A 24,531-nucleotide genomic window follows, 5' to 3' on the forward strand; every position below is an offset into this window, starting at 1 on the left:
AATTTCACAATCGTTAACACTTTGTAAATACAAAATAATTTTTGCAAAAAACTTTTCTCTTTTGAGAAATAAACCTTCCAACAATTAAGAAAACACCAGCAAATCAAACATAAATTAAAGTAATAAAATCACTTTAAATCACTTAAAGCAATATTGAAAATTAGCTGAATATGGCATTTAATATGCGTATCTGCAGTAGCTTATATCGAACACAATTATTAACAATGGGGCAATATTATGGCACTAATAGCAGTAATTGATGATGATCATGATATTCTCGATGCAAGCAGTCTTGTGCTTTCGGCAAAAGGATATGAAGTGATCACAGCAGATAATCCGGATGACGGATATAAAATCGTTAAAGAAAAAAAACCAGACCTCATCATTCTTGATGTTATGATGAATGAACCGGACGATGGTTTTTTCCTTGCGCAGAAATTCAGAAAAGAAAAATTCGAGATACCGATAATTATGTACACATCTGTATCAAAAGCATTGGGACTTGAATTTGCAGCAGGCGAAATGGTTCCCGTAGATGAGTTTATCGAGAAACCGATTTCTCCCGACACCTTGATTGACAAAGTAGAAAAACTTTTACAATTACATTTTAAGGAGTGAGCAGATGTTAGTAGTTGAAAAAAATGCTCTCTCCGAAGAAATAGAGAGCTATGTAAATAAATACGGGAATGACCGCTCAGCATTGCTGATGATACTTCACGAGATTCAGAAAAAGCATAGACACATATCTGAATTTGCACAGCAGGAAGTCGCGAGACTTTTAAATATTCATCCTGTAGAAGTTTACAGTGTTATTTCCTTCTTTGCATTTCTTAATTCAAATCCAAAGGGAAGAAACCTCGTACGCATTTGCCAGACAATTTCCTGCGATATGAAAGGGAAGAGTGGATTAGTAAAAGCGATCGAACGTGAGCTTGGAATTAAAATTGGCGAGACAACCAAAGACAACAAATTTACTGTTGAGTACGCAAACTGTCTCGGTTTGTGTGACATGGGCCCCGCGATGGCAATCAATGATCAGGTTTTTCTTCAGCTTACTCCTGAAAAAGCAGTTGAACTTTTGGGAAAGGTGAAATGATTATGGAAACAACAATAAAGAAAAGAACAGGTCCCGTAATCTTCTCTGAATACAAAAGAGGAGATGCAATTAAAAAAGCATTATCAATGACCCGCGAAGATATTTTATTCGAACTAAAAGATTCAAAGTTGAAAGGAAGAGGCGGTGCAGGATTTCCAACTTCAACAAAATGGATGTTGACTGCAGCGGCAAAGTCGAACGAAAAGTTTCTTGTATGCAATGCTGACGAAGGAGAGCCAGGAACATTCAAGGACAGAGTTCTCTTAATGGAATATCCTGAATTAGTATTTGATGGAATGGTTGTTGGCGGTTACACCATTGGCGCACAAAAAGGAATTGTTTATCTGCGCGGCGAATATGAGTATCTTTTAAAACCGCTTGAAGATTATCTCGAGGTTATGAGAAAAGACAATCTTCTCGGAAAAAATATTTTAGGCAAAAAAGATTTCAGTTTTGATATCGAAGTATTTCTTGGTTCAGGCGCTTATGTGTGCGGTGAAGAAACAGCGCTGATTGAATCGCTCGAAGGCCATCGCGGAGAACCACGCAACAGACCACCATATCCAATCAACACAGGTTATCTTGGAAGACCAACTTCAGTTAATAACGTTGAGACACTTGCAGCAGTAAGTCACATAGTTATGAAAGGCGGAAGCTGGTTTGCAAAATTCGGAACAGACAAATCATCAGGTTCAAAATTATTTTCTGTTTCGGGTGATTGTGAAAAGCCGGGAGTATATGAACTGCCGTGGGGAATAAAAATTTCAGAGCTGCTTGAGATTGTTGGCGCAAAGAATACAAAAGCTGTTCAGATTGGCGGCGCTTCAGGTCATTGCGTACCGAAATCTCAGTTTGACCGGACAGTTGCTTATGAAGACGTTGCAACCGGCGGATCTGTGATGGTATTCAATGAAAGCAGAAATATGCTACATGTCTTGAAAAACTTTATGGAATTTTTTGTTGATGAATCCTGCGGACAGTGCACTCCCTGCAGAATGGGAAACGTTAAGCTGCTCGAAGGGGTAGAAATGATAGAGAAAGGCGAATACACTTTCGCGCATATAAATAAATTGAAAGATCTTGGCAGAACAATGCAGATTGCTTCAAAGTGCGGATTAGGTCAGTCGAGTCCAAATCCGTTTATATCTATACTCGAAAACTTTAAAGATGAAATATTCAATGCTGGTAACGGAGGAAGAAATGGAAAATAAGAAAACGTTAAGAGCCCCGGTAAGTCAGAAACCGTTGATAATTGAGAAACCCGAAAATCCCGAATACATTGGCGGATCAGTATCGATAGAGATAAATGAAAAGAAATTTTCCGTTCCTCTGGGTACAACAATTCTTGAAGCATGCAGACAAAACCAGATTCACATTCCAACTCTTTGTCATCATGAAGATTTGTGTGTTGCCGGTGTATGCCGCATTTGTGTTGTTGAGGTTGAAGGAATGAGAACATTGCAGGCATCGTGTGCGTTCCCGATTACAGCGCCGATAAAAATAAAAACCACAAGTAATGCAGTTAGAAGAGCAAGAAAACACATTCTCGATTTGCTTCTTAGCGAGCATTATGGTGAATGTTATTCCTGTTTCAGAAATAACAACTGTGAATTACAGTCGCTTGCAAAAGAGTATGGTATTGACCATTATAACTTTGGTCATGTTAAAACACCAAGATATGAGGTTGATAATTCTTCATATTCTGTTGTCAGAGATATGGACAAGTGTGTTCTTTGTAAGCGATGTGTAAGAACCTGTATTGATCTTCAGGAAGTTGGTGTGCTTGAAGCAATAGACAGAGGACATAATACTCATATCGGAACATTCTGGGATAAACCATTAGCCGAAGTTATTTGTATAAACTGCGGTCAGTGTATAAACCGTTGTCCTACCGGTGCGCTCCGTGCAAACGATCCGCGGGATGAAATATGGGCTGCAATTGATGATCCGAAAAAGCATGTAGTAATTCAAACAGCTCCTTCACCAAGAGCAGCAATTTGTGAAGAATTCGGAATGGAAGCCGGAACATCATTAACCGGAGAAATGAATACAGCTTTAAGAAGAATCGGTTTTGATGTTGTGTTCGATACAAACTTCACAGCCGACTTAACAATTTTTGAAGAAGGAACTGAACTTGTTCAAAGACTATTTAAAGCTCTCGTTAAAAAAGAGAAGGTTGCACTTCCTCAGTTTACTTCCTGCTCGCCCGGCTGGGTAAAATATCTTGAACATTTTTATCCGGAATATGTTGATAATCTAAGCTCTGCAAAATCACCTCAGCAGATGTTTGGCGCACTTATCAAAACTTACTATGCGAAGAAGAAAGGTGTCGATCCAAAGGATATAGTTTCGGTTGCGTTGATGCCTTGCTCAGCTAAAAAGTTCGAATGTAACAGACCGGAAATGGTTGATTCAGGATTTAAAGACGTTGATTACGGATTAACCACAAGAGAACTTGCCCAGATGATAAAGGAAGCCGGAATCTATCTGCCCGAAATGCCAAGATCGCATTTCGATGATCCGTTCGGCGAAGCTTCGGGTGCCGGATTAATTTTCGGCGCAACCGGCGGTGTGATGGAAGCCGCATTAAGAACAGTTATTGAATTCGTAACCGGAAAAAAAGTTGAAGATGTGTTCGCAAATGCAGACATCACTCCGGTTAGAGGATTCGAAGGAATAAAATATGCTGAGCTTCCTATAAAAGAAGTCGGACCTGTTCCAAAACTCATCGCTCATCTTGTGCCTGACTGGAACTGGCTGAAAGGCGCAACCTTGAAGATTGCAGTTGTCCACGGTACGGCCAATGCAAAAAAGGTAATGGATGACATTAAAGCTGGCGGCAAATTCAGTGAATGTCATTTCATTGAGTTTATGGCTTGTCCAGGTGGATGTATCGGAGGAGGTGGTCAGCCGATTCCTACAACACCGGAAATTCGCAAGCTGAGAGCAAAAGCAATTTACGATGAGGATAGTTCATTGCCGGTTAGGAAGTCGCACGAGAATCGTCACGTTGTTGAAATATATAATGAGTTTTTAACAGACGGACCTTGCGGACACCTTTCGCACAAGCTTCTTCATACTCACTATGTTAAACGTGGTAAGTATATTGCATAAAAGAATGTTATAATTTATGCCGGCGGCAATATTCGATGTTGCCGGCAAATTAATTCGGAGTATGATTGTTTAATAAACTGATGATGAGCATGGTACCCGAGTGGGCGCGGGACCAGAAAGAATTCTGGGAAGCTATCCGCAGAAGAAATCTCTGGTTCATTAAATTGCGATACGGTATTGTGTTTTTGCTCACTGTATTTTTATTTCTCACAACGTTCATTTTTAAAATAAATTATTCCGAAACACAGCTTATTGCCGGAGTAATCATTATTGCTTCAATACTCTTTTATAATTTTATTTTACATCGTGCGAGAAAATATGTAAGATTTGATGTGACACAATTCAATCCGCTGTACGTTTCTCTTTTTCAAATGGCTCTTGATTTGATTGCCTTGCTGATGCTGGTTTATTTTACCGGCGGAATAGAATCACCGCTGTATATGCAGTTTGTATTTCTTGTGATTATCGGAAGCCTGATATTACCCGGAACATTGGTATATGTTATGGCGGCGGTTTTTATTTTAGCATTTACGGCACTAACTGCTCTTGAACATTACCAGGCGATTGCTCATCATTCTATTGATGGTCTTTTAAATTTTCCGCTTTATAATAATCCTTATTACGTTGGCGCATTTCTTTTCACTTTTGCGTTTATGACTTTTACGAGTGTTTACCTTGCTAACGGAATGGCACGTCAGCTTTATAAGCGCGAAAAGGATCTTGTTGACTCAATGAAAAAGATTAATGCCGCTGAAAAGGAAAAACAGAAATACATAATGGGCATCGTTCACGAAATCAAAACACCAATTGTAGCAGTTGCTTCGTATATCGATATCATCCTCCAGAAATTTCTCGGTCCAATTGACGAAACGATAGAAGAGAAACTGGTAAGAGCTAAAAACAGAACAGATGAAGGCATCCAGATGATAAATGATGTGCTGAACGTTTCAAAGCTAACACTTTATGACGAGTACGATGAAGAGGATCTGGATATCCATGAAATAATTTCAGGAGTAATGAAAAGGAGAAAAGCCTCAGCGGATGCACATCTCATCAAGTTACATCTGTTTGATAAAAGAGAGCAAAAAGAAAATATAAAGGGAGATAAATTTTTACTCGATATTGCTATCTCAAATCTTATCGGCAATTCAATTAAGTATGGCGTTGACGGTGGTAATGTAGAGGTAACGATTACAAGTGAAAAGAAAAGTCTTGTTATTGAGGTCTGTGATGACGGCGTAGGTATCCCGGCGGAGGAGCTTCCAAAAATATTTAAAGAATTTTATCGCGCTAATAATGTAAAGAAGATTGTTTCGGAAGGATCAGGTCTGGGTCTCTCAGTAGTTAAAAGAATTGTTGAAAGACACGGCGGAACTATCAAGGCTGTCAGTCCTTCAAGAATGGCAACAAGAGATCATTCAGGCAGCTGCTTTACGATAGAGTTACCCTTCCAGAGAAAAGAAGAAGACGAATCTCTGCAAGAGTTCAAAGCAAAAGCCTGACAAATAATGTCTGTTTAATTAAAAATTTTAATCAGATGGAATAGCAAGTTCAACCAGCCGTGACGATACTCCCGGTATTAAAGCGACTTTGCGTGCAATTTCTTTATTGTCTTCAGGCTTACCAACCAGCTCTAAGATCAGCAATCCCGTGTCGGAACAATTTTCCAGAACACCATCATGAATACCAAGACGTGTTTTTATGTTACAGCCCCAGGCAGTTAGTATTTGCTGAACTTTGACAGCGGCGTCTTTTCTTTTGCCGATGAGTATTAAAAGAACGGTCTTCATAATTTTTCCCCGGTAAATATTATTGTATTAACAATGCAAAGTTAATCAATTAAAAAATATCGGACATTCAGGCTGATTGGATCGCCCATTTGGTCGCAGCATTCAACAATTTGGTCGTAATAATCAAAGTATTTTCGTAAAAAAGAAGATTTTCAAAACAGATTCACGGCACAGGCTTTGTCACCTTTCATCGGAGGAAAATAAAATGAAAACATTATTAACATTGGTTGTCGTAAGTTTTTTTAGTACCGCTTTTGCAGCACAACTGCAGGACTCTACCCGGAATCAGAACAGAGAGAAAGAACAATTACAGACACAGGAAAAGAACCAGCAGCAAAACCAAGGCGATGAAAGCCAGATAAGAGACAGAAACAAACTTCAGACAGGGGATCCGCTTCAAAATAAAGATGGTAAAAAAAGAGGGAAGGATGTATTCATAGATAAGGATGGAGATGGAATAGCCGATACCCGTGCAGGCGGAATGAGCTTAAATAAAATTCGTAAACGAACTAGATCAGGCCAGGGAAGCGGAGGACAAGGTGGAAATGGTCCCGGCGGTAACGGCGGCGGGAAGTAAATCCTGAATTATTTTATGAAACTAAAAATTAATTTTCTGTATTTACTTGTTCTCTTGATTACAGTATTCAATTTCAGTTCACAAGCACAGTTTTATTTGATGGCTGATGTTGAAGGTTACTACGATGATAACATATTCAATAATTATTTAAAAGAATCAGATTTTATAAATGCTCTTTCCGGGGAAATAGGTTACGATTTTGAAACCGAGCAAAACATTTTTGAATTATATTACATTGGATTCGCCAATCGTTACTATGAAAACCCAGACAAATCCACCGTTATTCACAAATTTGGTTTGGTTGATACCTATCTCTTTTCAGAGTATGATAATCCGCTTAACGTTGGTCTCAACTACACAATAAGAACAAACAAAGAAGATTATTACATTTATGATTTCAACCAGGTCTCAGCATATGCTAATTATTTGCACTCGATTAGCGAAAGCGACAAGCTTCAGCTCGGAGTGATCGGAAATAGAATTGATTACGAAAACTTCTCTCTTTTTTCCAATTATCAGATAAAAGCTTTTATAAGATCTGTTAATAGCTTCGAAAGCAGAACTTCACTAACCACCGGGGCTGAGATTGATAACAAAATTTATATTGAGAAAATGCAAAACCAGGGGCTAGCTGATAAAATACTTCAGGCTAAATTATTTTTACAGATAGGGCAGGGCATAACTGATGATCTCGGATTAAATGCATATGCTTTCTTCAGAAAAAACCTCAGCGGCGGCAACCGTTATTTCACTTCGAATGAATACATTTATTATGAAGAGGAGCTATTCAACGATATTTACTCGAACGATGGAATTGAAACCGGATTAAATTTCAGTTATTTGTTTCTTCCAAATATAATTGGAAAAATTTCAGGCAGGTATGAGATAAGAAATTACACCGATCTTCCAGCCGCAGATGCAGAAGGCAATGAACTCGATGAGCTAAGGAAAGACGATCAATTATCTGCAGGCGTTTCACTAGAGTTTGGTTTGAGCGAGTTTATTAGCGGACTTTACCTGGCTTTGAATTATAACTTTATCAAAAACATTTCCAACGACTATTATTACGATTACACAAACCAGATTTATGCAATAACCCTGGGGTTTGATTTTTAGCATACCCTCCTGATTAACTATAGCGGTCACGTACAGCCCTCGCGTGGCCGCTTTTATTTTCACTGTCATCTGAGGAGGTCGAAGACTGAGGGTCACACTTCGACGAGCTCAGTGCGACACTAATAGAGAGTTAATGCTTAATGTTATACTTCTTCAGTTTGTAACGCAGATTACGTTCTGTGAGCCCTAGCAATTTTCCGGCTTTGGTTTGATTGCCGCCGCTTTGCTGCAATGCATCGTAGATCAGTCGTTTCTCGAGAGCTTCAACCCGGTCTGTTAGAGTTCCTTCATCCAAGTTACCGAGTAATTTTTCTTCTTCAAATCCTCTTATGTTCATTGGAAGATCAGTCATCGTAATTACTTTCCCTCTTGAAAGCACAACCGCTCGTTCAATAATATTCTCCAGCTCACGAACGTTTCCCGGGTAATTGTATTTCATCAGAACATCAACCGCCTCCTTCGAAATCTCAAGCTTATCTTTCTTATTTTCCTTGCAATACTTGTCAAGAAAACTTTCTATCATCGGGAGTATGTCTTCTTTCCTTTCTCTTAGAGGCGGAATTGTTATAGAGACGACATTCAGTCTGTAAAATAGATCCTCTCTGAAAGTCCCATCCTTAATTTTTTGCCCGAGGTTTTTGTTTGTCGCTGCGATAATTCTAACATCAACTTCAATTTTTTCTGTACCTCCGACTCTTTCAAATTGATGTTCCTGCAGAACCCTCAGAAGTTTTACTTGAATCGATTGCGGTATATCTCCAACCTCATCTAAAAAAAGAGTGCCGCCATCAGCAATTTCAAATCTTCCCTTCTTCGTTTTGTCTGCGCCCGTGAATGCACCTTTTTCATGTCCGAACAATTCACTTTCGAGTAAAGTTTCCGTAAGTGCTGGTACATTTACTGCAACAAATTGTTTTTCCTTTCTCGAACTCATATAATGAATAGCTTTTGCGAGCACCTCTTTACCTGTTCCATTTTCTCCGGTTATTAAAACAGTTGCTTTGCTGTCTGCAACACGCGCTGCAACATTTATAACCCCTTCCATTTTACGAGATTGAGAAACGATAGAAGAGATTTTATATTTATCCTGAAGCTGAGTCTTTAACAACTGATTTTCAGATTTAAGATTTTTGAGATCGACGATCCTTTCAATCATCAAATCGAGTTCATCGAGATCAACCGGTTTTGAAATATAATCAACTGCACCAAGCCGCATTGCTTTTACTGCATTCTCAACGGTTCCGTATGCTGTTACAATCACAAAACTTATTTCGGGATTAATTTTTTTCACTTGTTCAAGAACTTCGATTCCGTTTAAATCCGGCATCTTAAAGTCAGAAAGAATAATATCCACAGGATTATTTTTAACGAAATCAATCCCTTCTCTTCCGGATGATGCCGAAAAGATTTTGTATCCTTTCTTTTTTAAATATCCGGCAAGCACATCTCTTTGAGCGGCTTCATCGTCAATCACTAAAATGTTGTAGTCTTTCATTTTTGTGGTATGGTTATTTTAAATTTTGTGTATTTGTTCACTTCGCTGGAAACTTCAATTGTCCCACCGTGTTCAGCTATAATCTTTTGAACAATGCTTAGCCCCAAACCCGTTCCTTCGGGTTTTGTAGTAAAATAAAGATCAAAAATTTTAGTTTTAATATTTTCCGGAATTCCCTTACCATTATCCGAAACTTCAATTATTAGATCATTTTCCTTTTTAAAATAATTAATTTCGACAATTCCATTATTGTAAACCGCGTCGATGGCATTTTGTAACAAGTTTATCAGAGATTGTTTTAATAATTCAGGATCAACAGTCATTTCAAAAGAGAGGTCGGAATGTTTAATGAGCTTCGCTCCTCTTGATTTTGCCTGGTCAGCGTACAACCGGTAAATATCATCGAAGAAAATTTTAGAATTGATTTTTTTTAGCTGAAGAGAAAATGGTTTAGCGTAGCTGAGAAATTGAGTGATAATTTTATTTATTCTGGTGACTTCACTTCTGAGAAGATTTGTAATTTTATGATATTCTTCAGATTCTTTTTCAACGCTGAATTCTTTATCCAATCGCTGAGCTATCATTCCGATTGCATTTATAGGGTTCCTGATTTCATGTGCAACTCCGGAAGCCAATTCACCCATTGCAGACAATTTTTCTCTGCGCTTCGCTTCTTCTTCGAGCCTTCGTGATTCAGTTAAATCGTTAATAACAATTATATAATTGGTTTTTCCTTCTTCGTCTCTGTTTCTGGTAAAATTCAAATTGAGATATTTTTTCTCATCGCCGATTTTAGTATCGATTGAAACATCAGTACAATTTTCATTGATGTTTTGGCAGTAGTCTGACAATGACAGAAAAATTTCGCCGGATAAATCGGATAAGTCTTTATTAATAATTTCATCTGCTTTGGTTTTAAATAGATTTTCTGAAGCTTTATTAAAAATAGTAATCTTCATTTGTTCGTCTACCACGACAACACATTCGCCCATATTTTCAAGGACTGTTGATGTAAACGTTTTGAATTTTTTAAATTCATTTGAGACTGTCCGAAGGTTCTGGGTTGTAAAAATTATACTAAGGATAATAACACCGATTGCAGCAAGCACAAGAGAAATGATAATTAACCGGCGTATCATTCTATCCTCAACGGCCCTTACTTCATCAAGCGATAAACCGATTCTGAAAATTCCAATCACTTCATTTTCATATATTAATCTTTTTACTGCTTCAAACACTTCCTGGTTTTTATAATTGCGTACTCGTGTGTAAGTGTTGTTGGAATTTATTGCATTAATTAAAAAAGGGTCCGATTCAACAGCATTCATTGTATCGACAGAAGAACCGGCGGCGAGAATACCAATTGAGTCCTGCAAAACAATGTATTCTATTCCGGGGTTATCGGAAATATCTCTGATGATTTTCCCGAGTCCGATTCTTTTTCTAAAATCCAGGAAATCTTGTGCATTCAGATTTAATACAATTGCTCCTTTATTATTTACCCGGGCTACCGCAACCGCGAACCTTTGTTCCTGAACGTACTCTGCATCTTTCAACCCGATTACAAATTCATCTACACTATCCTTTAGAATAGGTTCCAGCTCATCATACCTATTTATATTTTCTTCACCATGAAGATGATCTTTTTCCGGAATACGGTTAGACAGAACTCTCGTTCCTTCTTTGTCGAAAATATTTATTCTGAAGAGGGAATTTTCTTTTCCTATTTCAATAAGTTTTTGCTGGGTCAGGAGATTGAGGCTATCGAGTTTTCTGATAAGGCGGGCGTTATTAAATAATCTTTCAGCTATTAAATTTTCAATCTCTTCGCTTGAGTTTAGAGCATTGATGCTGCTCTGATTAACTGTTTCTATTAATGACGATGACTGTTCAGTAAGTAAATGAAGAATTTCACTTTTACTTTGTCGCAGCTCTATGAAAGCCGAAGCAACCATTAGCGCACCAACAATCAGCGCAACGAAGATTATTATTTTGGGCTGCAGGTTTCTGAGAAAATTCATATTCAAAACTAATCAGATTTAATGCAAGATTGAATTCTTAATAGAGGCATAGGCGGACAAGTAATAATAAAATCATTTAAATCAAATCTCTTTCGTCCACATAGTCGAAGCATTTCGTCCTTAAAGTCGAAGAACATCTTTGCTATAAATAAAAAGTTTATTTAAAGAATAAAATCAAGCAATAATTTGATGGCACAGCCATTGAATAACTTATACAAAATGTAATTCAAAAAAACATCAAACAAAAAAAGGAGTATACAATGAAAACCGCAAAAAAACTTTCGCTAGTTGCTACGCTGATTTTCAGCGTTGTTTTTTTCGCGACATCTGTTTTAGCTCAGGGAGAGCCTGTTCAAAACAAAGAACAGAATAAAATAAAAACGCAAACCCAGGAACAGGAAAAGAATCAAATTAAAAATCAGGAACAGATAAAGTCGCAGGGTGAAACCCAATTAAAAAACCAAAACCAGACTCAGACTAAAGAGCAGAACAAAAATCAGATAAAGAACCAAACTAAAGAACAGAACCAACAGCACGGCAGCGGATTTGTTGATCAAAATGGTGACGGATTTAATGACAATGCTCCAGATGCTGATGGTGATGGGATTCCAAATGGTAGAGACGAGGATTATACAGGCGCACAAAACAGAAAAGGAACGGATGGAAATAATGGTTTTGTTGACCTTGATGGTGATGGCTTAAATGATAACGCTGTTGATTCAGATGGAGATGGAATTCCGAACGGCCAGGATCCTGATTATGTAAAACCAAAAGATGGTAGCGGTCAAAAGAATCAGAATGGAAAGGGAAACAATGGCAATGGTAAGATGTGGGGTCCAAAGGATGGTACCGGTAACAGTGGCGTAGGACCAAAAGATGGAACAGGCTACGGCTCGGGTTCCGGGACTGGTACTGGTAGCGGAACAGGAACTAAAAGAGGCGGAAGAAAATAAACTAACTTAATCATTATAAAAGGACGGCCGTGAATGTCGTCCTTTCTAATTAATAATCACAAAACATAAAAGGTGTCATATGAAAAAAAGCAAAATCATTCTTTTTGCAGCATTGTTGTTCACTTCATTTCTTTTCACATCCTGTCAAAGCGAATCCCCGGTATCAGCAGATAGTTTAACTTTGCTTGCAAAGTATGGTGGAGGTAATGGGAACGGTGGGGGTTCTAGTTATGAATTGTCACAGGAGGAAAGAGACGGACTAATACATATGAGAATCGAAGAGAAACTTGCGAGGGATGTGTATATAGTAGTGGGTGAGTTATGGAACCACAAAGTTTTTCTAAATATTCAGTTGAGTGAGCAGAAACATATGGATGCTGTTAAAAATCTGCTTGATAAATATTCAGTCCAAGATCCGTTAACAACTGATTCAGTCGGTGTTTTTCCTGATCCGCAATTTCAACTTTTGTATGATCAATATATCCAGCAGGGAAGCCAATCATTGCAGGAAGCTTTACTCGTTGGAAAAGCAATTGAGGAATTGGACATTGCAGACCTGACTTTTCAATTGACATTTGTTGATAACCCCGACATAATCAGAGTATATCAGAATCTAAAAGCTGCTTCAGAGAAACATCTTGCTGCTTTTCTAAGATGTCTGAATGTATCAACGGAATTTTGATAATTGTTAAAAACTTTATGACCGGAAGAGGATAAAATCCTTGCTTCCGGTCAATTATTTATAAATGTGTTATTAAATATCAACTCTTGTTAGTACGTTTTGTTAGTAAAGATAAACTAATTTGCGCTCGAACCTAAAACAATTCTCCATAAATCGGAGGTACATATGAAACAAATCTTAACATTAATCATTTCTGTTTTTCTTTTCTCATCTTCTCAAGTTTTATCTCAAATAAAAGCCGGCGATGAAGCGTTGGGCACAAGAACGTACGACGAATATAAGACACCGCAATTCTGCGGAACCTCCTGCCACGTTGACTTCTATCGTCAATGGCAGCAGGCAATGATGTCTCAGGCGTATACTCATCACTGGGATGAGATTGAATATTTTGAGCTTGCAGTTCCGCATGCAGAAAAAGATGAAAAAGTTGCCGGCGTAAAAGCGGGCTGCAACGGCTGTCATGCACCAATTGCATTTCTTGCCGGAGATGTTCCTCCGCCGAAACCCGAAATGAAATCTCGTGCAAACGAATCTGTATCGTGCGATGTTTGTCATACAGTTTCCGGGTTCAAGGGAGACACGCCCCATAATTTTAATTTTATTTCAGATCCGGGCGATGGGAAAACAAAATACGGTCCCCGTGGTACCGGGAATTCTCCGGAACATAAAATCATCCAATCTGAATTTCTAAAAACGGCAGAGTTTTGCGGTACCTGTCACAATGAAATGTCTCCGTATGGGATCTGGGTGAAATCAACTCATCTTGAATGGAAGGATGGCCCTTATTCAAAAGAAGGAGTACAGTGTCAAAACTGTCATATGACACAAGCAGAAGGTTACACTGCATCGATGGGTAATAAATATCCCGATGCATGGCAGCATCTATTTCACGGAGCTCACGATCCCGGAAAAGTAAAAGGAACGATTGAATTAAGAATCCATCCTGATATAAAAGAAGCTGAACCTGGTGAAACCGTTAAGTTTACTGTTGCACTCTTCAACCAGAAAACTGGACACAAATTTCCAACAGGATCTGTTGAAGATAGAATCGTCTGGATGCACGTTGAAGCTGTTGATGCAAAAGGAAATGTTTATCACTTGCCTGTTAATAAAAAAGGTTTTGAAGGTGAAGAATATACAATCGGTGCGGAAGTTTTAGCTTACCAGGATATGGGGATTGCAAAGAATGATCCGAACTTTTTAGGGGTTCAGCGTGATGGAATTCCACTCGGTGACAGAATTTTTAGAATGGCTTATTTCGATCCGCAGGGAAGAATGACAATACAGCAATGGAATACTGCTTCGCTTGGAGTTGATTACAGACTTGGTCCTCGCGAAACTAAGCTGGAACATTTTACGTTCAATCTTCCTAATAAAGTAGCCCCGGGCGAAATGAAAGTCACCGCAGTACTTAACTATCAAAAGTTAGTTAAACCTGTCGCGGATTTTCTGAATGTTCCGGATGATGAAGAAGAAATTATAAAAGTAAACGAGCACTCAACTTATGTAACAATATTACCATAATTACAAACTGTCATTGCGAATCCCGACTTGTCGGGATGAAGCAATCTGATAATTAAATAGATTGCTTCGTCTCCGCATTTGGCGGATCCTCGCAATGACAAAATTAAAATAGAGGACTAAAATGAAAAATACATTTACACTCACGGTTTTATCTTTTATCATAATTGCATTTCTAGCAAATGATATTTTAGCCATCCCGGCTTTTGCGAGAAAATACAACATGACATGTAAAACCTGTCACTCACCTTTTCCGGCGCTCAAACCATACGGTAATGATTTCGCAGGTAATGGCTTTCAGTTGACAGATCAGGAAGCTCCGCGTTATTATGTTGATACTGGTGATCCGGAACTATCACTCATCAGAGACTTCCCGATAGCAGCAAGACTCGAAGGATATGTAACTTATAATAAAGATAAGTCAGAGCAATCTGATTTTTATGCACCACTGCTTTTCAAGATTCTGACCGGCGGAGCTATAACAAATGATATTTCTTATTATGTGTATTACATTCTGGAAACCGGCGAAGTTGGAAAAATTGAAGATGCATGGTTTATGTTTAATAATATGTTTGGTAGCGAGCTGGATTTTACAATCGGTCAATTTCAGGTTTGCGATCCGTTGTTTAAAAGAGAATTAAGATTAACAAGAGATGACTATTACATCTACAAGGTGCGACCGGGCAATTCAATAGTTGATCTTACTTACGACAGAGGAGTAATGCTTGGCTATGGATTTGAATCCGGGACAGATCTCGTTCTTGAAGTTGTGAACGGCAGCGGAATCGGAGAAGAATTTTTCAACGGAACTTTTGATAGTGATAAATACAAAAACTTTTTCGGAAGAATATCACAGGATGCAGGAGAACATTTAAGAATCGGAGCGATGGGTTATTGGGGCAAAGAAGAACAGGAAGTTTCAGAGGCAATAAAATCTCAGAATGAACTCTCCATGCTTGGCGGCGATGCAACGTTTAGTTTTGAGCCGCTGGAATTAAATCTTCAATATATAATCAGGAATGATGACAATCCTTATTTCTCTATTGATGAAAAAGAAAAAATAAAAACACAGGGGGCTTTCGCCGAACTTATCTTAAGACCCGAAGGTGATGACAGCGATTGGTACAGTGTTGCATTATTTAACTGGATTGAATCGGACCAAACCGATTTGAACCTGAAACAGCTTGGAATTCATTTCGGTTATCTGCTGAGAAGAAACATAAGATTGGTTGCAGAGTATTCTCAGAACTTCACAGCAAAATATGGCACAATCGGATTGGGATTTGTAACGGCGTTTTAGACGATAACTTGCGTAAGTCAGGATAATAGTCTAAATTAAGTCCTGAATAAAGACAAATTCAGGACTTAATAAAATGAAAAATATATCCGTATCAAGTGATATAATACCAGTCGGTCAGTTCAAATCTGATCTTGCGAGGTACCTTAAGGAAATTCGTGAGAAAAATAATTCGTTGATAATAACCCAGAATGGAAAACCTGCAGGCGTGCTAATCTCTCCTTCTGAGTTCGATGAATTAAGACAAACAAAACTTTTTTTGGAATCAGTTTCACGAGGATTGATAGATTCCGATAAAGGGGAAGTAATTTCAACCTCACAACTTAGAGCTGAGTTAAAAAAGTCTCGGTCTTCCAGGACAAAGTGAAACTCGTTTGGACAAAGGAAGCTATGCTAAGTCTGATGGAAATTGACGAATATATTTTTAGGGATAATCCAAGTGCGGTATTTGACTTTGCCATAGGTACAATACTGTGATACAGCTAAATTAAAAATGAGTACACTAATTAATATTGACGAATTCGATCAATTTATTGGGCTAAGGTTAATTGGTCGTGATCAAGTTACTAACGAACTTATATCAGTGGTGAAAACTTTCCAAGAAGAAGATAAGCTGGAAAAAATCATTTTATCATTGATCATTGAACCTAACTTAACACCACATGGTCCTACTGAAATAGTAGACATTCTTACTACTCAACTTTCATTTAAAGGTAAATATGGATTAGCGGGGATAATATTAAAAGGGAGCTCTTTTAAGACAATAAAAGCATCAACAATTTCTCATCAGGTTTTTAGATTGAGAAAATTAGCTGATATCAAATTTGCTATCCTTGGTTATGTTGGAAGTATTCTTGATAATGCAAAAGATGAGTTCATCCAAACAGCTCTCGATTTAAATATTAAATATTCATTTATTGATGTTATTGATTTCGCTCGATTAGCCGTTTTAGCAGGTTACTTATGTCCAAGAGATGCTAGGCATATTAAGGATGGTAGATGTTTATGTGGTTATAGGGTTAAAGGTAGTGAGTTAAATTTTCTTCAAACCGATTCATTGACGAGACTTCAAGAGGCACGCACACTCAAACAGTCATCTGGTGTTATTGTATTGCCAACAGGCACTGGTAAAACAAGAGTAGCAGCCATCGATTCTAAAAATTGTAAGGCAAAGAATATATTATATGTAGCTCATACACATGAAATCCTTCAAAATGCTTATAAAGAATTTTCTCATGTATTTGGTAGTAATAATGTCTCATATAATGTCAGCAGAATATCAGATACTACTTCAGTAAAAGTTCATCTTGAAACTATCCAAACTATTTCTAGAAATATTCCTAGAATAAAATCGAATGATTATGATTATGTAATTATAGATGAATTTCATCACGCGGCAGCAAGAAGTTATCGCAATTTAATTGATAACATTTCACCAAACTTTTTATTAGGATTAACAGCAACTCCATTTAGAGGAGATCGACAAGATGTAATAGATTTATGCAATGGTAATATAATTGTTGAATACGAACTAAGAACTGGAATTGACAGTGGAATTCTATCACCGTTTCATTACTATGGTTTGTTCGATAATGTTGACTATACGAATGTTAGACAATTCAACTATGGTTACAGTATAAAGGATTTAGACAAGACATTGATAATAGAATCCCGTGATAATTCAATCCTATCCAAGTGGAAAGAGTATGCTGAAGGATTTCCCACATTAGCATTTTGTTGCAGTGTCAATCATGCAAGACGTATTGCATTATCATTTAATCAAGCGGAAATTCCTGCGGAAATATATGTGGGTACAACTCCTCTTGATAAACGAGACAGACTAATAGAAGCTTTGAGGTATGGTGATTTGAAAATATTATGTGTTGTTGATGTGATGAATGAAGGAATAGATATCCCATTTATAGAATGTTTATTGTTTCTACGGCCAACAGAATCAAAGAGAATATTTTTTCAACAACTAGGTCGGGGGCTAAGAAAATTTCCTGGTAAAGATAAAGTTATTGTTCTCGACTTCATTGGTAATTTCACAAATGCCTATAGAATTGTAGATTATATAGGTTTATTGCCATATGAAGAACCCACATATTCTGATTTAAGGAAAATGAGATCTTCCAAGGATATTTTAAACGTTCCTTCAGGTTGCCAAGTTGAATTTGAAGGTCGGGTAATTGATATTTTTGCAAAGCAAGTGTTTGAACCTTCACGTGCCAATCGTCATAACATTGCCCAAATATTGCTGTATGAATATCATAAATTGTCTATGAGATTAGGTCGTTTTGCAACAAAAAAAGAAGTTGACAGGTATCAAATACTAAATTCGGAGTTGTATGAAATGGTATTTGGTAATTGGAATAATTTTGTTAACCTCATCGTTGATGATGAATTATCCACATAGTTTTTAATTGTCGTATAATAAGCAACCCAACCTTCTAGTTTTTTTATAAAACTATACCCTTACTTTGCCCAGTTGTTCGCAGCTCTCACCAATTTGGTCTCTATTATTATTTGCTACCTGTTATTTGTTCATTCATCATATTTGGTTACGTTTGTAAAGTTAGAAGAATCAACGAGGAATAAAAATGGATTTTCAATATTCAGATCAGCCTGAACCGCACAAAGAGCGAACGAAGCAAATTCTAAAAGCACATCCAGAAGTAAGAAGCCTGATTGGAAGAAATCCAGTCAGTGCGGTGATTACAGTTTTTGTTGTGGCTTTACAATTTGGCATTGCATACTTGCTTGCTGATCAACCTTGGTGGCTGACAATCATCGCAGCATTTTTCATTGGAGCTTTTGCCGATCATAATCTTTTCGTTCTCATTCACGAAGCATCACATAATCTTATTTTCAAAAACAGAACGCTCAACACAATTTTCGGAATTATTGCAGATTTACCAAAAGTTGTTCCCAGTTATGTTTCATTCAAATCATATCATCTGAAACATCATTCATTTCAGGGAGATTATTATCTCGATGCAGATCTTGCGAGCAAGTGGGAAGCGAAACTTATCGGCAATACATTTTTAGGAAAAGCTTTGTGGGAACTTTTCTTCCCTTTCTTCCAGGCATTCAGAACAATGCGTCTTAAGGAAATTGAATTTATGAATTGGTGGGTTATTATAAACTGGATCGTTGTCTTCGCTATTGATGCTTTAGTAATAATTTACTTCGGATGGACTGCATTTCTTTATCTTGTTTTTTCTCTCATCTTTTCGATCGGACTTCATCCTCTTGGTGCGAGATGGATACAGGAACATTTTCTTGTTGCACCACCGCAGGAAACTTACAGCTATTATGGTCCGCTGAATATTCCTTCACTCAATGTCGGCTATCACAACGAGCATCATGATTTTCCATCAGTACCCTGGAACAATCTTCCGCAATTAAAAAAAGCAGCTCCGGAGTTTTATGATAATCTTGTTTATCATAAGTCCTGGTTTAAACTATGGCTTAGATTTTTGTTCGATCCAAAACTTTCTCTCTATTCACGAATGGTCAGAGCTAACAGAGGGGGATTGCAGGTTAATACTGAATAACAGATTGAAATTTTTTCGTCATTCCAGCCCTGCCTGTCCGGCAGGCAGGTTGTCTGGAATCAGACGAGGCCAGATTCTGGACTCATCCTTAAAAGGATTCGCCAGAATGACAGCTTGATGTTTCTACATTCGGCAACAAATTTCAGGTTCTTAATAGTTGCTTAACATATCTATTTTTGCTTCTCGAAAATAGGAATCCGCCATTCTAATATCTTCTTAAATCTGACAATAAAATCAGCTTTTTTAGCTCAAAATCATTTTAAGATAAGGGGTTCCGATGGCATATATGTTGTCAAAACTCTATATAATAATAAACCCAATCTCATCAAAGAGTTTTAAAATGATTAAAGGAACGGTAAAAATTGATGGTGTTATTTGCAAAGGCTGTGAGCTTTGCATTATATCCTGTCCGCAAGATGGACTTCGTCTTTCTCAGCACTTCAACGAAAAAGGATACCGGTTTGTGGAACTGATCGAAGAGAAGTGTACCGGATGCGTTAACTGCGCCCTTGTATGTCCGGAAGCTGCAATTACAGTTTACAGACAGCCCAAGCCGGCAAAGAAAGTTGCAGCTAAAGAATAAGTTCATCTTTAAAGAAAAATATTTAAAGGTTTTATGATGGAAGAGAAAAAAAATAAAAACGGCGAAGCTAAATTGATGAAAGGCAACGAAGCGCTTGCCGAAGCTGCTATTCGTGCTAAGATAGATGCTTACTTCGGTTATCCGATTACTCCGCAGTCGGAGGTTTTAGAATATCTTGAAAGAGAAATACCAAAGCGTTCAGGATTAGTTCTGCAAGCCGAAAGTGAAATTGCTTCGATCAATATGATTTACGGAGCTGCAGGTGCTGGTGCAAGAGTTATGACTTCGTCATCGGGTCCTGGAATAAGTTTGATGCAGGAAGGTCTTTCGTACATTGCTTCCGCACAACTTCCTTGCTTGGTTGTGAATGTTGTTCGCGGCGGCCCTGGTCTGGGAACTATTCAGCCATCGCAGGGAGATTATTTCCAGGCTGTAAAAGGTGGCGGACACGGCGATTATCATTTAATTGTTTTAGCTCCCGCATCAGTTCAGGAAATGGCTGATTTTGTTTTTGAAGGATTTCGTCTTGCAGAAAAGTACCGAAATCCGGCAATGATTTTAACTGATGGTGCACTTGGTCAGATGATGGAAAAAGTTATTCAGCCCGAGGAAGGTTCATTACCAAAAATTAAAACTCCCTGGGCCACAACAGGAAAAACAAAAGACAGAGATCATAATATTATAACTTCTCTCTTCATTAAACCGGAAGAGATGGAATCAGTAAATCACCAGCTTCAGGAAAAGTACAGAAAAATTGAGAGAGATGAAGTAAGGTTTGAAGAAATTAAAACGAATGACGCCGAAATTATTTTAGTTGCTTTTGGCTTGTCTTCACGCATCTGCCAGAAGACAGTTGATCTTGGAAGAGAAAAAGGAATTAAGATTGGATTGCTCAGACCAATTACACTCTATCCATATCCGTACAAGAGATTGAATGAATTAGCTGACCAGGTTGACTTTATGATGTCAGTTGAAATGAATGCGGGTCAAATGGTTGAAGATGTTAAGCTGGCTGTTGAAGGAAAAGTTCCCGTTTATTTCACAGGAAGAATGGGCGGTATGATTCCTTCGCCTGATGACGTGCTTCATGAAATCGAATCTATCATCGAAAAACAAAATGTCCTTCAGGATTAAAAAGAGTTTTATAGGAGATTAAGATATGTCAATTGAAAGACCATCAACTTTAGATTTTCCACCGGATGCCGAAGGAATGGAAATGGTCTATTGCAGACCGGATACTTTAACAGATACTCCGTTTCATTATTGCCCGGGATGCGGACACAGTGTTGTCCACAGAGTTTTGATGGAAGTCGTTGAAGAACTTGGAATACAGGATAAAACAATCGGCGTTGCACCTGTTGGCTGTTCAGTTTTTGCTTATCATTATATGAACGTTGATATGCAGGAAGCTGCACATGGAAGAGCAAGTGCAGTTGCTACAGGAATAAAAAGAGTCTTACCTGATCGGTATGTTTTTTCATACCAGGGAGACGGTGATTTAGCTGCAATCGGTACAGCAGAAACAATTCATACCGTTAACAGAGGAGAGAACATTTTAATGGTGTTCATCAACAACGGTATTTATGGAATGACCGGCGGACAAATGGCTCCAACTTCTTTACTTGGGCAAGTAACTACAACGTCACCATATGGTCGTGATGTTAAAATGGTTGGTCATCCAATAAAAATTGCAGACCTGCTTATTCATTTGCCGGGAGCGTATTATGTCACAAGACAGGCAGTTCATAATCCAAATGCTGTTAGAAAGTTGAAGAAGGCATTTGAGAAATCCTTCCAGTATCAGAAAGAAGGAAAAGGGACCTGTTTTGTTGAAGTAGTTTCAAACTGTCCTTCCGGCTGGAGGATGACACCGGTTGAATCAATCAAGTATCTTGAGGAGACAATGTTCCCCGCTTATCCGCTTGGTGATTTAAAAGTTCCGGAAAAAGTTTAATAGAATTTCTTGAAGAAAGAATAAGGAATTGAAAATGCGACAAGAACATGAAATAATCTGTGCTGGTTTCGGAGGACAGGGAGTGCTTTCTATGGGAAGCATAATTGCTTACTCTGGAATGATTGAAGGAAAAGAAGTAAGCTGGATGCCATCTTACGGACCAGAAATGCGGGGTGGAACAGCCAATTGTATCGTTATTGTTTCTGATGCACGAATCAGTTCTCCCATCATAACAAAATTTGATTCAGCGATTGTACTTAACCAGCCGTCACTCGATAAGTTTGAGAAAGCAGTAAAACCGGGTGGATTACTGCTATATGAACAGTCTACGATTATTCATCCCCCAACGAGAGAAGATATTGATGTTGTAGGTATTTCTGCAATTGAAGAAGCAGATAAGCTAAAAGCAAAACAGGTGGCTAATATGATCATGGTCGGTGCGTTTCTTGAAAAAAGACCGATCGTAAAAATAGAAACAATCGTCAGTGCTCTTAAAAAGGCATTGCCGGAACACAGGCATCATCTGATTCCTGTAAACGAACAGGCTCTTAAAAGAGGGAAAGAGCTGGTTCACCTAAATGAAAAAGTAACAGCATAAAAAAACCTGAGGAATAACAATGTCAGACCCCGGAATAAACTGTCAGCATGCATGTAAAAACACCTGTGCGAGCCTTAACGAAGCTCTGCGTAAGGAAACAGCCATCGTAAAGTACTATGAAAGTGTGCTTGCCGAATGTAATATGCCGGAAGTAAAAACTTTTATGGATGAACTTATTGAAGAAAAGCGCAAAGTTATTCTTCGACTTATTCAGAAGCTGAATGAAATTCACGTCCGTTCGCAGGCAATTGATGGTATTACATCGAGTTTTAATAATATTGATGGATAAATGATACTTGCCTGCTGCAAGCAAGTTCGATTGACATCGCAGGTATTAATGGTTATATTTGCCACCCAAAATTGAAATAGAAAAAGCTAGTTCTTATTAGAAATTATATCGCGGGCCCGTCATTAAAGCAAGTTTTAATGCCGAGATAAAGTGGAACAATTGGAAAGCGAGTCGGGTTTATCCCGCCGAAATGAAATGAAGGCGGACTCATAACCCGAAGTAAAAATTAAAAATATTATATCGCGGGGTGGAGCAATTGGTAGCTCGTCGGGCTCATAACCCGAAGGTTGTAGGTTCAAGTCCTGCCCCCGCTACTAGATAAGGTTGAAAATGAAATGTTTTCAACCTTTTTTGTTTTAAAGCCAGCCAGTTACTTAGTCAGAAATTAACAGATTTCTGACTAATCTATCAGAAATTTAGTCAGAAATTTTCTCACCACTGACCACGCTCTGAATGAATGACTTTTGAAAGGAGTTTCAATGCAAAAGTTGTTCATCTCAAAACATAAAAATGGTTACTACTATATCTATTACATTGATCTCAATGGTAAAAGAAAAAGCATAACCACAAAGACCAAAGTAAAATCAGAAGCATTAAAAGCATTATCAAACTTTGATAAGATGATCAGCAACAAGAAAAATATTGTTGCTAATGATTTGACGCTCAAACAATTCCGATGGAAATTTCTCAAACACTCCGAAAGCTATCACTCTTGGAAGACCACACTAGATTACAAAAGCACATTCAATGAAATGGAAGAATACTTTGGCAATATTTTGCTTACTGAATTTACACAGCGAAGTATTGAAGAGTTTATTCAAATGAAAATTAGAAAGAGATCTTTGCATACAGGAAGAAGACATTTAATAAATATTAAAGCAATGTTCAGCAAAGCAGTTGCATATGGTTTTCTTGAAAGTAATCCAGCGAAGAACATTAAAAGAATTAAACCACCAGAAAGACTACCATTGTTTTTTACTCGAGAAGAATTTGATTCACTGCTAAAAGTAATTGATAATCAGGACTGGAAGGATCTGGTTGAGTTTGCTGTGAACACTGGCTTGCGCCAAATGGAAATTCTGAATCTGCACAAACGACAGTTTAATAAGCAAGATCGTTTGATAATTCTGGATAATCATTATCACACAACAAAGTCCAGGAAGATTCGCAATATGCCAATGAATAATAAAGCGTTTGAGATTGTATCTAGAAGAGTTGATAATGCTAAAAGCGAATTGATCTTTACATTAAAAGGAGAGAGAATTTTACAGGATAATTTGCAAGACAAATTTCGAAAATATGTTGAAGCGGCTGAATTAAATACTAAACTTACTTTTCATTGTCTGAGACATACTTTCGCATCTTGGCTTGTGCAAAAAGGAGTTTCAATTTATGAAGTTAGCAAACTCTTGGGACACGCGGATATTAAAACCACACAGATCTATGCACATTTAAGAAGTGATGACCTACGAAGAGCTGTAGATCTCTTATAGTAATTTCTCTATTCGCTTTCTGATATCTTCTATTGTTGGTAATCCTTTCGGATAGTATCGACAGCTCAAAGAAATTGAAGAGGGTTCTTCCTGCATTTCGAAATCTTCACCATTTATAAGAAGTGTAGGAGAGCCTCTGAATTTTAACTTTTCTGCTAATTCATTAGTCTCAATGAGAATTTCTTTATAGTCGACTTTATCTTCTATATCAGCAATTGCAATTTTTACTCTTTGTATCATTTCAGATGAATGAGGACAGCCGTTAAAATACTGAATGTGGACTGATAGTTTTTTTGAAGTGATCATTTTAATAAGTATAGAATATAATTATTTGATATTATAAGATAATATTTTTCAAAGCTGATGCAAGAACGATGCAGATTTATGAACACTTA

At 37.7% G+C, this 24,531-nt stretch carries 21 protein-coding genes, 1 tRNA gene and 2 pseudogenes; 20 read left to right on the forward strand and 4 right to left on the reverse strand.

Features of this window, described 5'->3' with window-relative positions; all coding sequences use genetic code 11:
• The first annotated feature begins 237 nt into the window (after positions 1–237).
• From IPM14_01865 to IPM14_01880, 4 genes and pseudogenes are all read left to right on the forward strand, one after another.
• On the forward strand, positions 238–618 hold the full coding sequence (locus IPM14_01865) for a response regulator (GenBank protein MBK9096870.1): 381 nt from the start codon (positions 238–240) through the stop codon (positions 616–618).
• A 4-nt stretch (positions 619–622) separates the two neighbouring features.
• Positions 623–2,307: pseudogene (locus tag IPM14_01870) on the forward strand (NAD(P)H-dependent oxidoreductase subunit E).
• Positions 2,297–4,210: an iron hydrogenase small subunit gene (locus tag IPM14_01875; protein ID MBK9096871.1), complete on the forward strand. Its 1,914-nt coding sequence runs from the start codon at positions 2,297–2,299 to the stop codon at positions 4,208–4,210. Before IPM14_01870 ends, IPM14_01875 begins: the two are co-directional and overlap by 11 nt.
• Positions 4,211–4,275: 65 nt before the next feature.
• Positions 4,276–5,712, forward strand: coding sequence for a HAMP domain-containing histidine kinase (locus tag IPM14_01880; GenBank protein ID MBK9096872.1), 1,437 nt, complete (start codon positions 4,276–4,278; stop codon positions 5,710–5,712).
• A gap of 27 nt (positions 5,713–5,739) precedes the next feature.
• On the opposite strand, the gene IPM14_01885 is transcribed toward IPM14_01880, so the two are convergent.
• Entirely contained in the window at positions 5,740–6,000 is a 261-nt protein-coding gene (locus IPM14_01885) for a hypothetical protein (GenBank protein ID MBK9096873.1), read from the reverse strand.
• Positions 6,001–6,205: 205 nt separating this feature from the next.
• Here IPM14_01885 and IPM14_01890 point away from each other — a divergent pair, with 205 nt between their 5' ends.
• Together IPM14_01890 and IPM14_01895 are read left to right on the forward strand one after the other, a co-directional pair.
• Positions 6,206–6,577, forward strand: a complete 372-nt coding sequence (locus IPM14_01890; protein MBK9096874.1) for a hypothetical protein — start codon at positions 6,206–6,208, stop codon at positions 6,575–6,577.
• A 15-nt stretch (positions 6,578–6,592) separates the two neighbouring features.
• Complete coding sequence (locus IPM14_01895; GenBank protein MBK9096875.1) at positions 6,593–7,693, forward strand: DUF560 domain-containing protein; 1,101 nt, start codon at positions 6,593–6,595, stop codon at positions 7,691–7,693.
• A gap of 130 nt (positions 7,694–7,823) precedes the next feature.
• Here the strand turns inward: IPM14_01895 and IPM14_01900 are convergent, their stop codons facing one another.
• Together IPM14_01900 and IPM14_01905 are read right to left on the reverse strand one after the other, a co-directional pair.
• Positions 7,824–9,188: a sigma-54-dependent Fis family transcriptional regulator gene (locus tag IPM14_01900; GenBank protein ID MBK9096876.1), complete on the reverse strand. Its 1,365-nt coding sequence runs from the start codon at positions 9,186–9,188 to the stop codon at positions 7,824–7,826.
• Complete coding sequence (locus tag IPM14_01905; GenBank protein ID MBK9096877.1) at positions 9,185–11,209, reverse strand: PAS domain-containing protein; 2,025 nt, start codon at positions 11,207–11,209, stop codon at positions 9,185–9,187. The genes IPM14_01900 and IPM14_01905 overlap by 4 nt, the downstream gene beginning before the upstream one ends.
• Positions 11,210–11,607: 398 nt before the next feature.
• Here IPM14_01905 and IPM14_01910 point away from each other — a divergent pair.
• The 14 genes and pseudogenes from IPM14_01910 to IPM14_01975 all read left to right on the forward strand — a co-directional run bounded on the left by IPM14_01910 (position 11,608) and on the right by IPM14_01975 (position 24,136).
• A pseudogene (locus IPM14_01910) lies at positions 11,608–12,162 on the forward strand (hypothetical protein).
• 79 nt (positions 12,163–12,241) lie between these two features.
• Positions 12,242–12,844, forward strand: a complete 603-nt coding sequence (locus tag IPM14_01915) for a DUF2202 domain-containing protein (GenBank protein MBK9096878.1) — start codon at positions 12,242–12,244, stop codon at positions 12,842–12,844.
• A 165-nt stretch (positions 12,845–13,009) separates the two neighbouring features.
• Positions 13,010–14,368: a NapC/NirT family cytochrome c gene (locus IPM14_01920; GenBank protein ID MBK9096879.1), complete on the forward strand. Its 1,359-nt coding sequence runs from the start codon at positions 13,010–13,012 to the stop codon at positions 14,366–14,368.
• Between the two features lie 121 nt (positions 14,369–14,489).
• Positions 14,490–15,665: a hypothetical protein gene (locus IPM14_01925; protein ID MBK9096880.1), complete on the forward strand. Its 1,176-nt coding sequence runs from the start codon at positions 14,490–14,492 to the stop codon at positions 15,663–15,665.
• Positions 15,666–15,738: 73 nt separating this feature from the next.
• Entirely contained in the window at positions 15,739–16,029 is a 291-nt protein-coding gene (locus IPM14_01930) for a type II toxin-antitoxin system Phd/YefM family antitoxin (protein MBK9096881.1), read from the forward strand.
• Between the two features lie 126 nt (positions 16,030–16,155).
• Positions 16,156–18,078, forward strand: a complete 1,923-nt coding sequence (locus tag IPM14_01935) for a DEAD/DEAH box helicase (protein ID MBK9096882.1) — start codon at positions 16,156–16,158, stop codon at positions 18,076–18,078.
• 184 nt (positions 18,079–18,262) lie between these two features.
• Positions 18,263–19,219, forward strand: a complete 957-nt coding sequence (locus IPM14_01940; GenBank protein ID MBK9096883.1) for a fatty acid desaturase — start codon at positions 18,263–18,265, stop codon at positions 19,217–19,219.
• Between the two features lie 340 nt (positions 19,220–19,559).
• Positions 19,560–19,802 carry a 4Fe-4S dicluster domain-containing protein gene (locus tag IPM14_01945; protein ID MBK9096884.1) on the forward strand — a complete coding sequence of 81 codons (243 nt, stop codon included), beginning with the start codon at positions 19,560–19,562 and terminating at the stop codon, positions 19,800–19,802.
• A gap of 36 nt (positions 19,803–19,838) precedes the next feature.
• A complete protein-coding gene (locus IPM14_01950; protein ID MBK9096885.1) occupies positions 19,839–20,936 on the forward strand; it encodes a 3-methyl-2-oxobutanoate dehydrogenase subunit VorB in 1,098 nt (365 codons plus the stop codon).
• A gap of 76 nt (positions 20,937–21,012) precedes the next feature.
• Complete coding sequence (locus IPM14_01955; GenBank protein MBK9096886.1) at positions 21,013–21,756, forward strand: 2-oxoglutarate oxidoreductase; 744 nt, start codon at positions 21,013–21,015, stop codon at positions 21,754–21,756.
• A gap of 34 nt (positions 21,757–21,790) precedes the next feature.
• Entirely contained in the window at positions 21,791–22,354 is a 564-nt protein-coding gene (locus IPM14_01960; GenBank protein ID MBK9096887.1) for a 2-oxoacid:acceptor oxidoreductase family protein, read from the forward strand.
• Positions 22,355–22,373: 19 nt separating this feature from the next.
• Positions 22,374–22,643 (forward strand): hypothetical protein, encoded by a 270-nt coding sequence (locus tag IPM14_01965; GenBank protein MBK9096888.1) that lies wholly within the window; start codon positions 22,374–22,376, stop codon positions 22,641–22,643.
• A 241-nt stretch (positions 22,644–22,884) separates the two neighbouring features.
• Positions 22,885–22,957, forward strand: a tRNA-Met gene (locus IPM14_01970).
• 165 nt (positions 22,958–23,122) lie between these two features.
• Positions 23,123–24,136 (forward strand): site-specific integrase, encoded by a 1,014-nt coding sequence (locus IPM14_01975; protein MBK9096889.1) that lies wholly within the window; start codon positions 23,123–23,125, stop codon positions 24,134–24,136.
• On the opposite strand, the gene IPM14_01980 is transcribed toward IPM14_01975, so the two are convergent.
• Positions 24,131–24,442, reverse strand: coding sequence for a DUF2703 domain-containing protein (locus IPM14_01980; GenBank protein MBK9096890.1), 312 nt, complete (start codon positions 24,440–24,442; stop codon positions 24,131–24,133). The genes IPM14_01975 and IPM14_01980 overlap by 6 nt on opposite strands.
• Positions 24,443–24,531: the final 89 nt, after the last annotated feature.

The organism is bacterium, from assembly GCA_016716565.1.
Taxonomy (GTDB): Bacteria; Bacteroidota; Ignavibacteria; order Ignavibacteriales; family Ignavibacteriaceae; genus IGN2.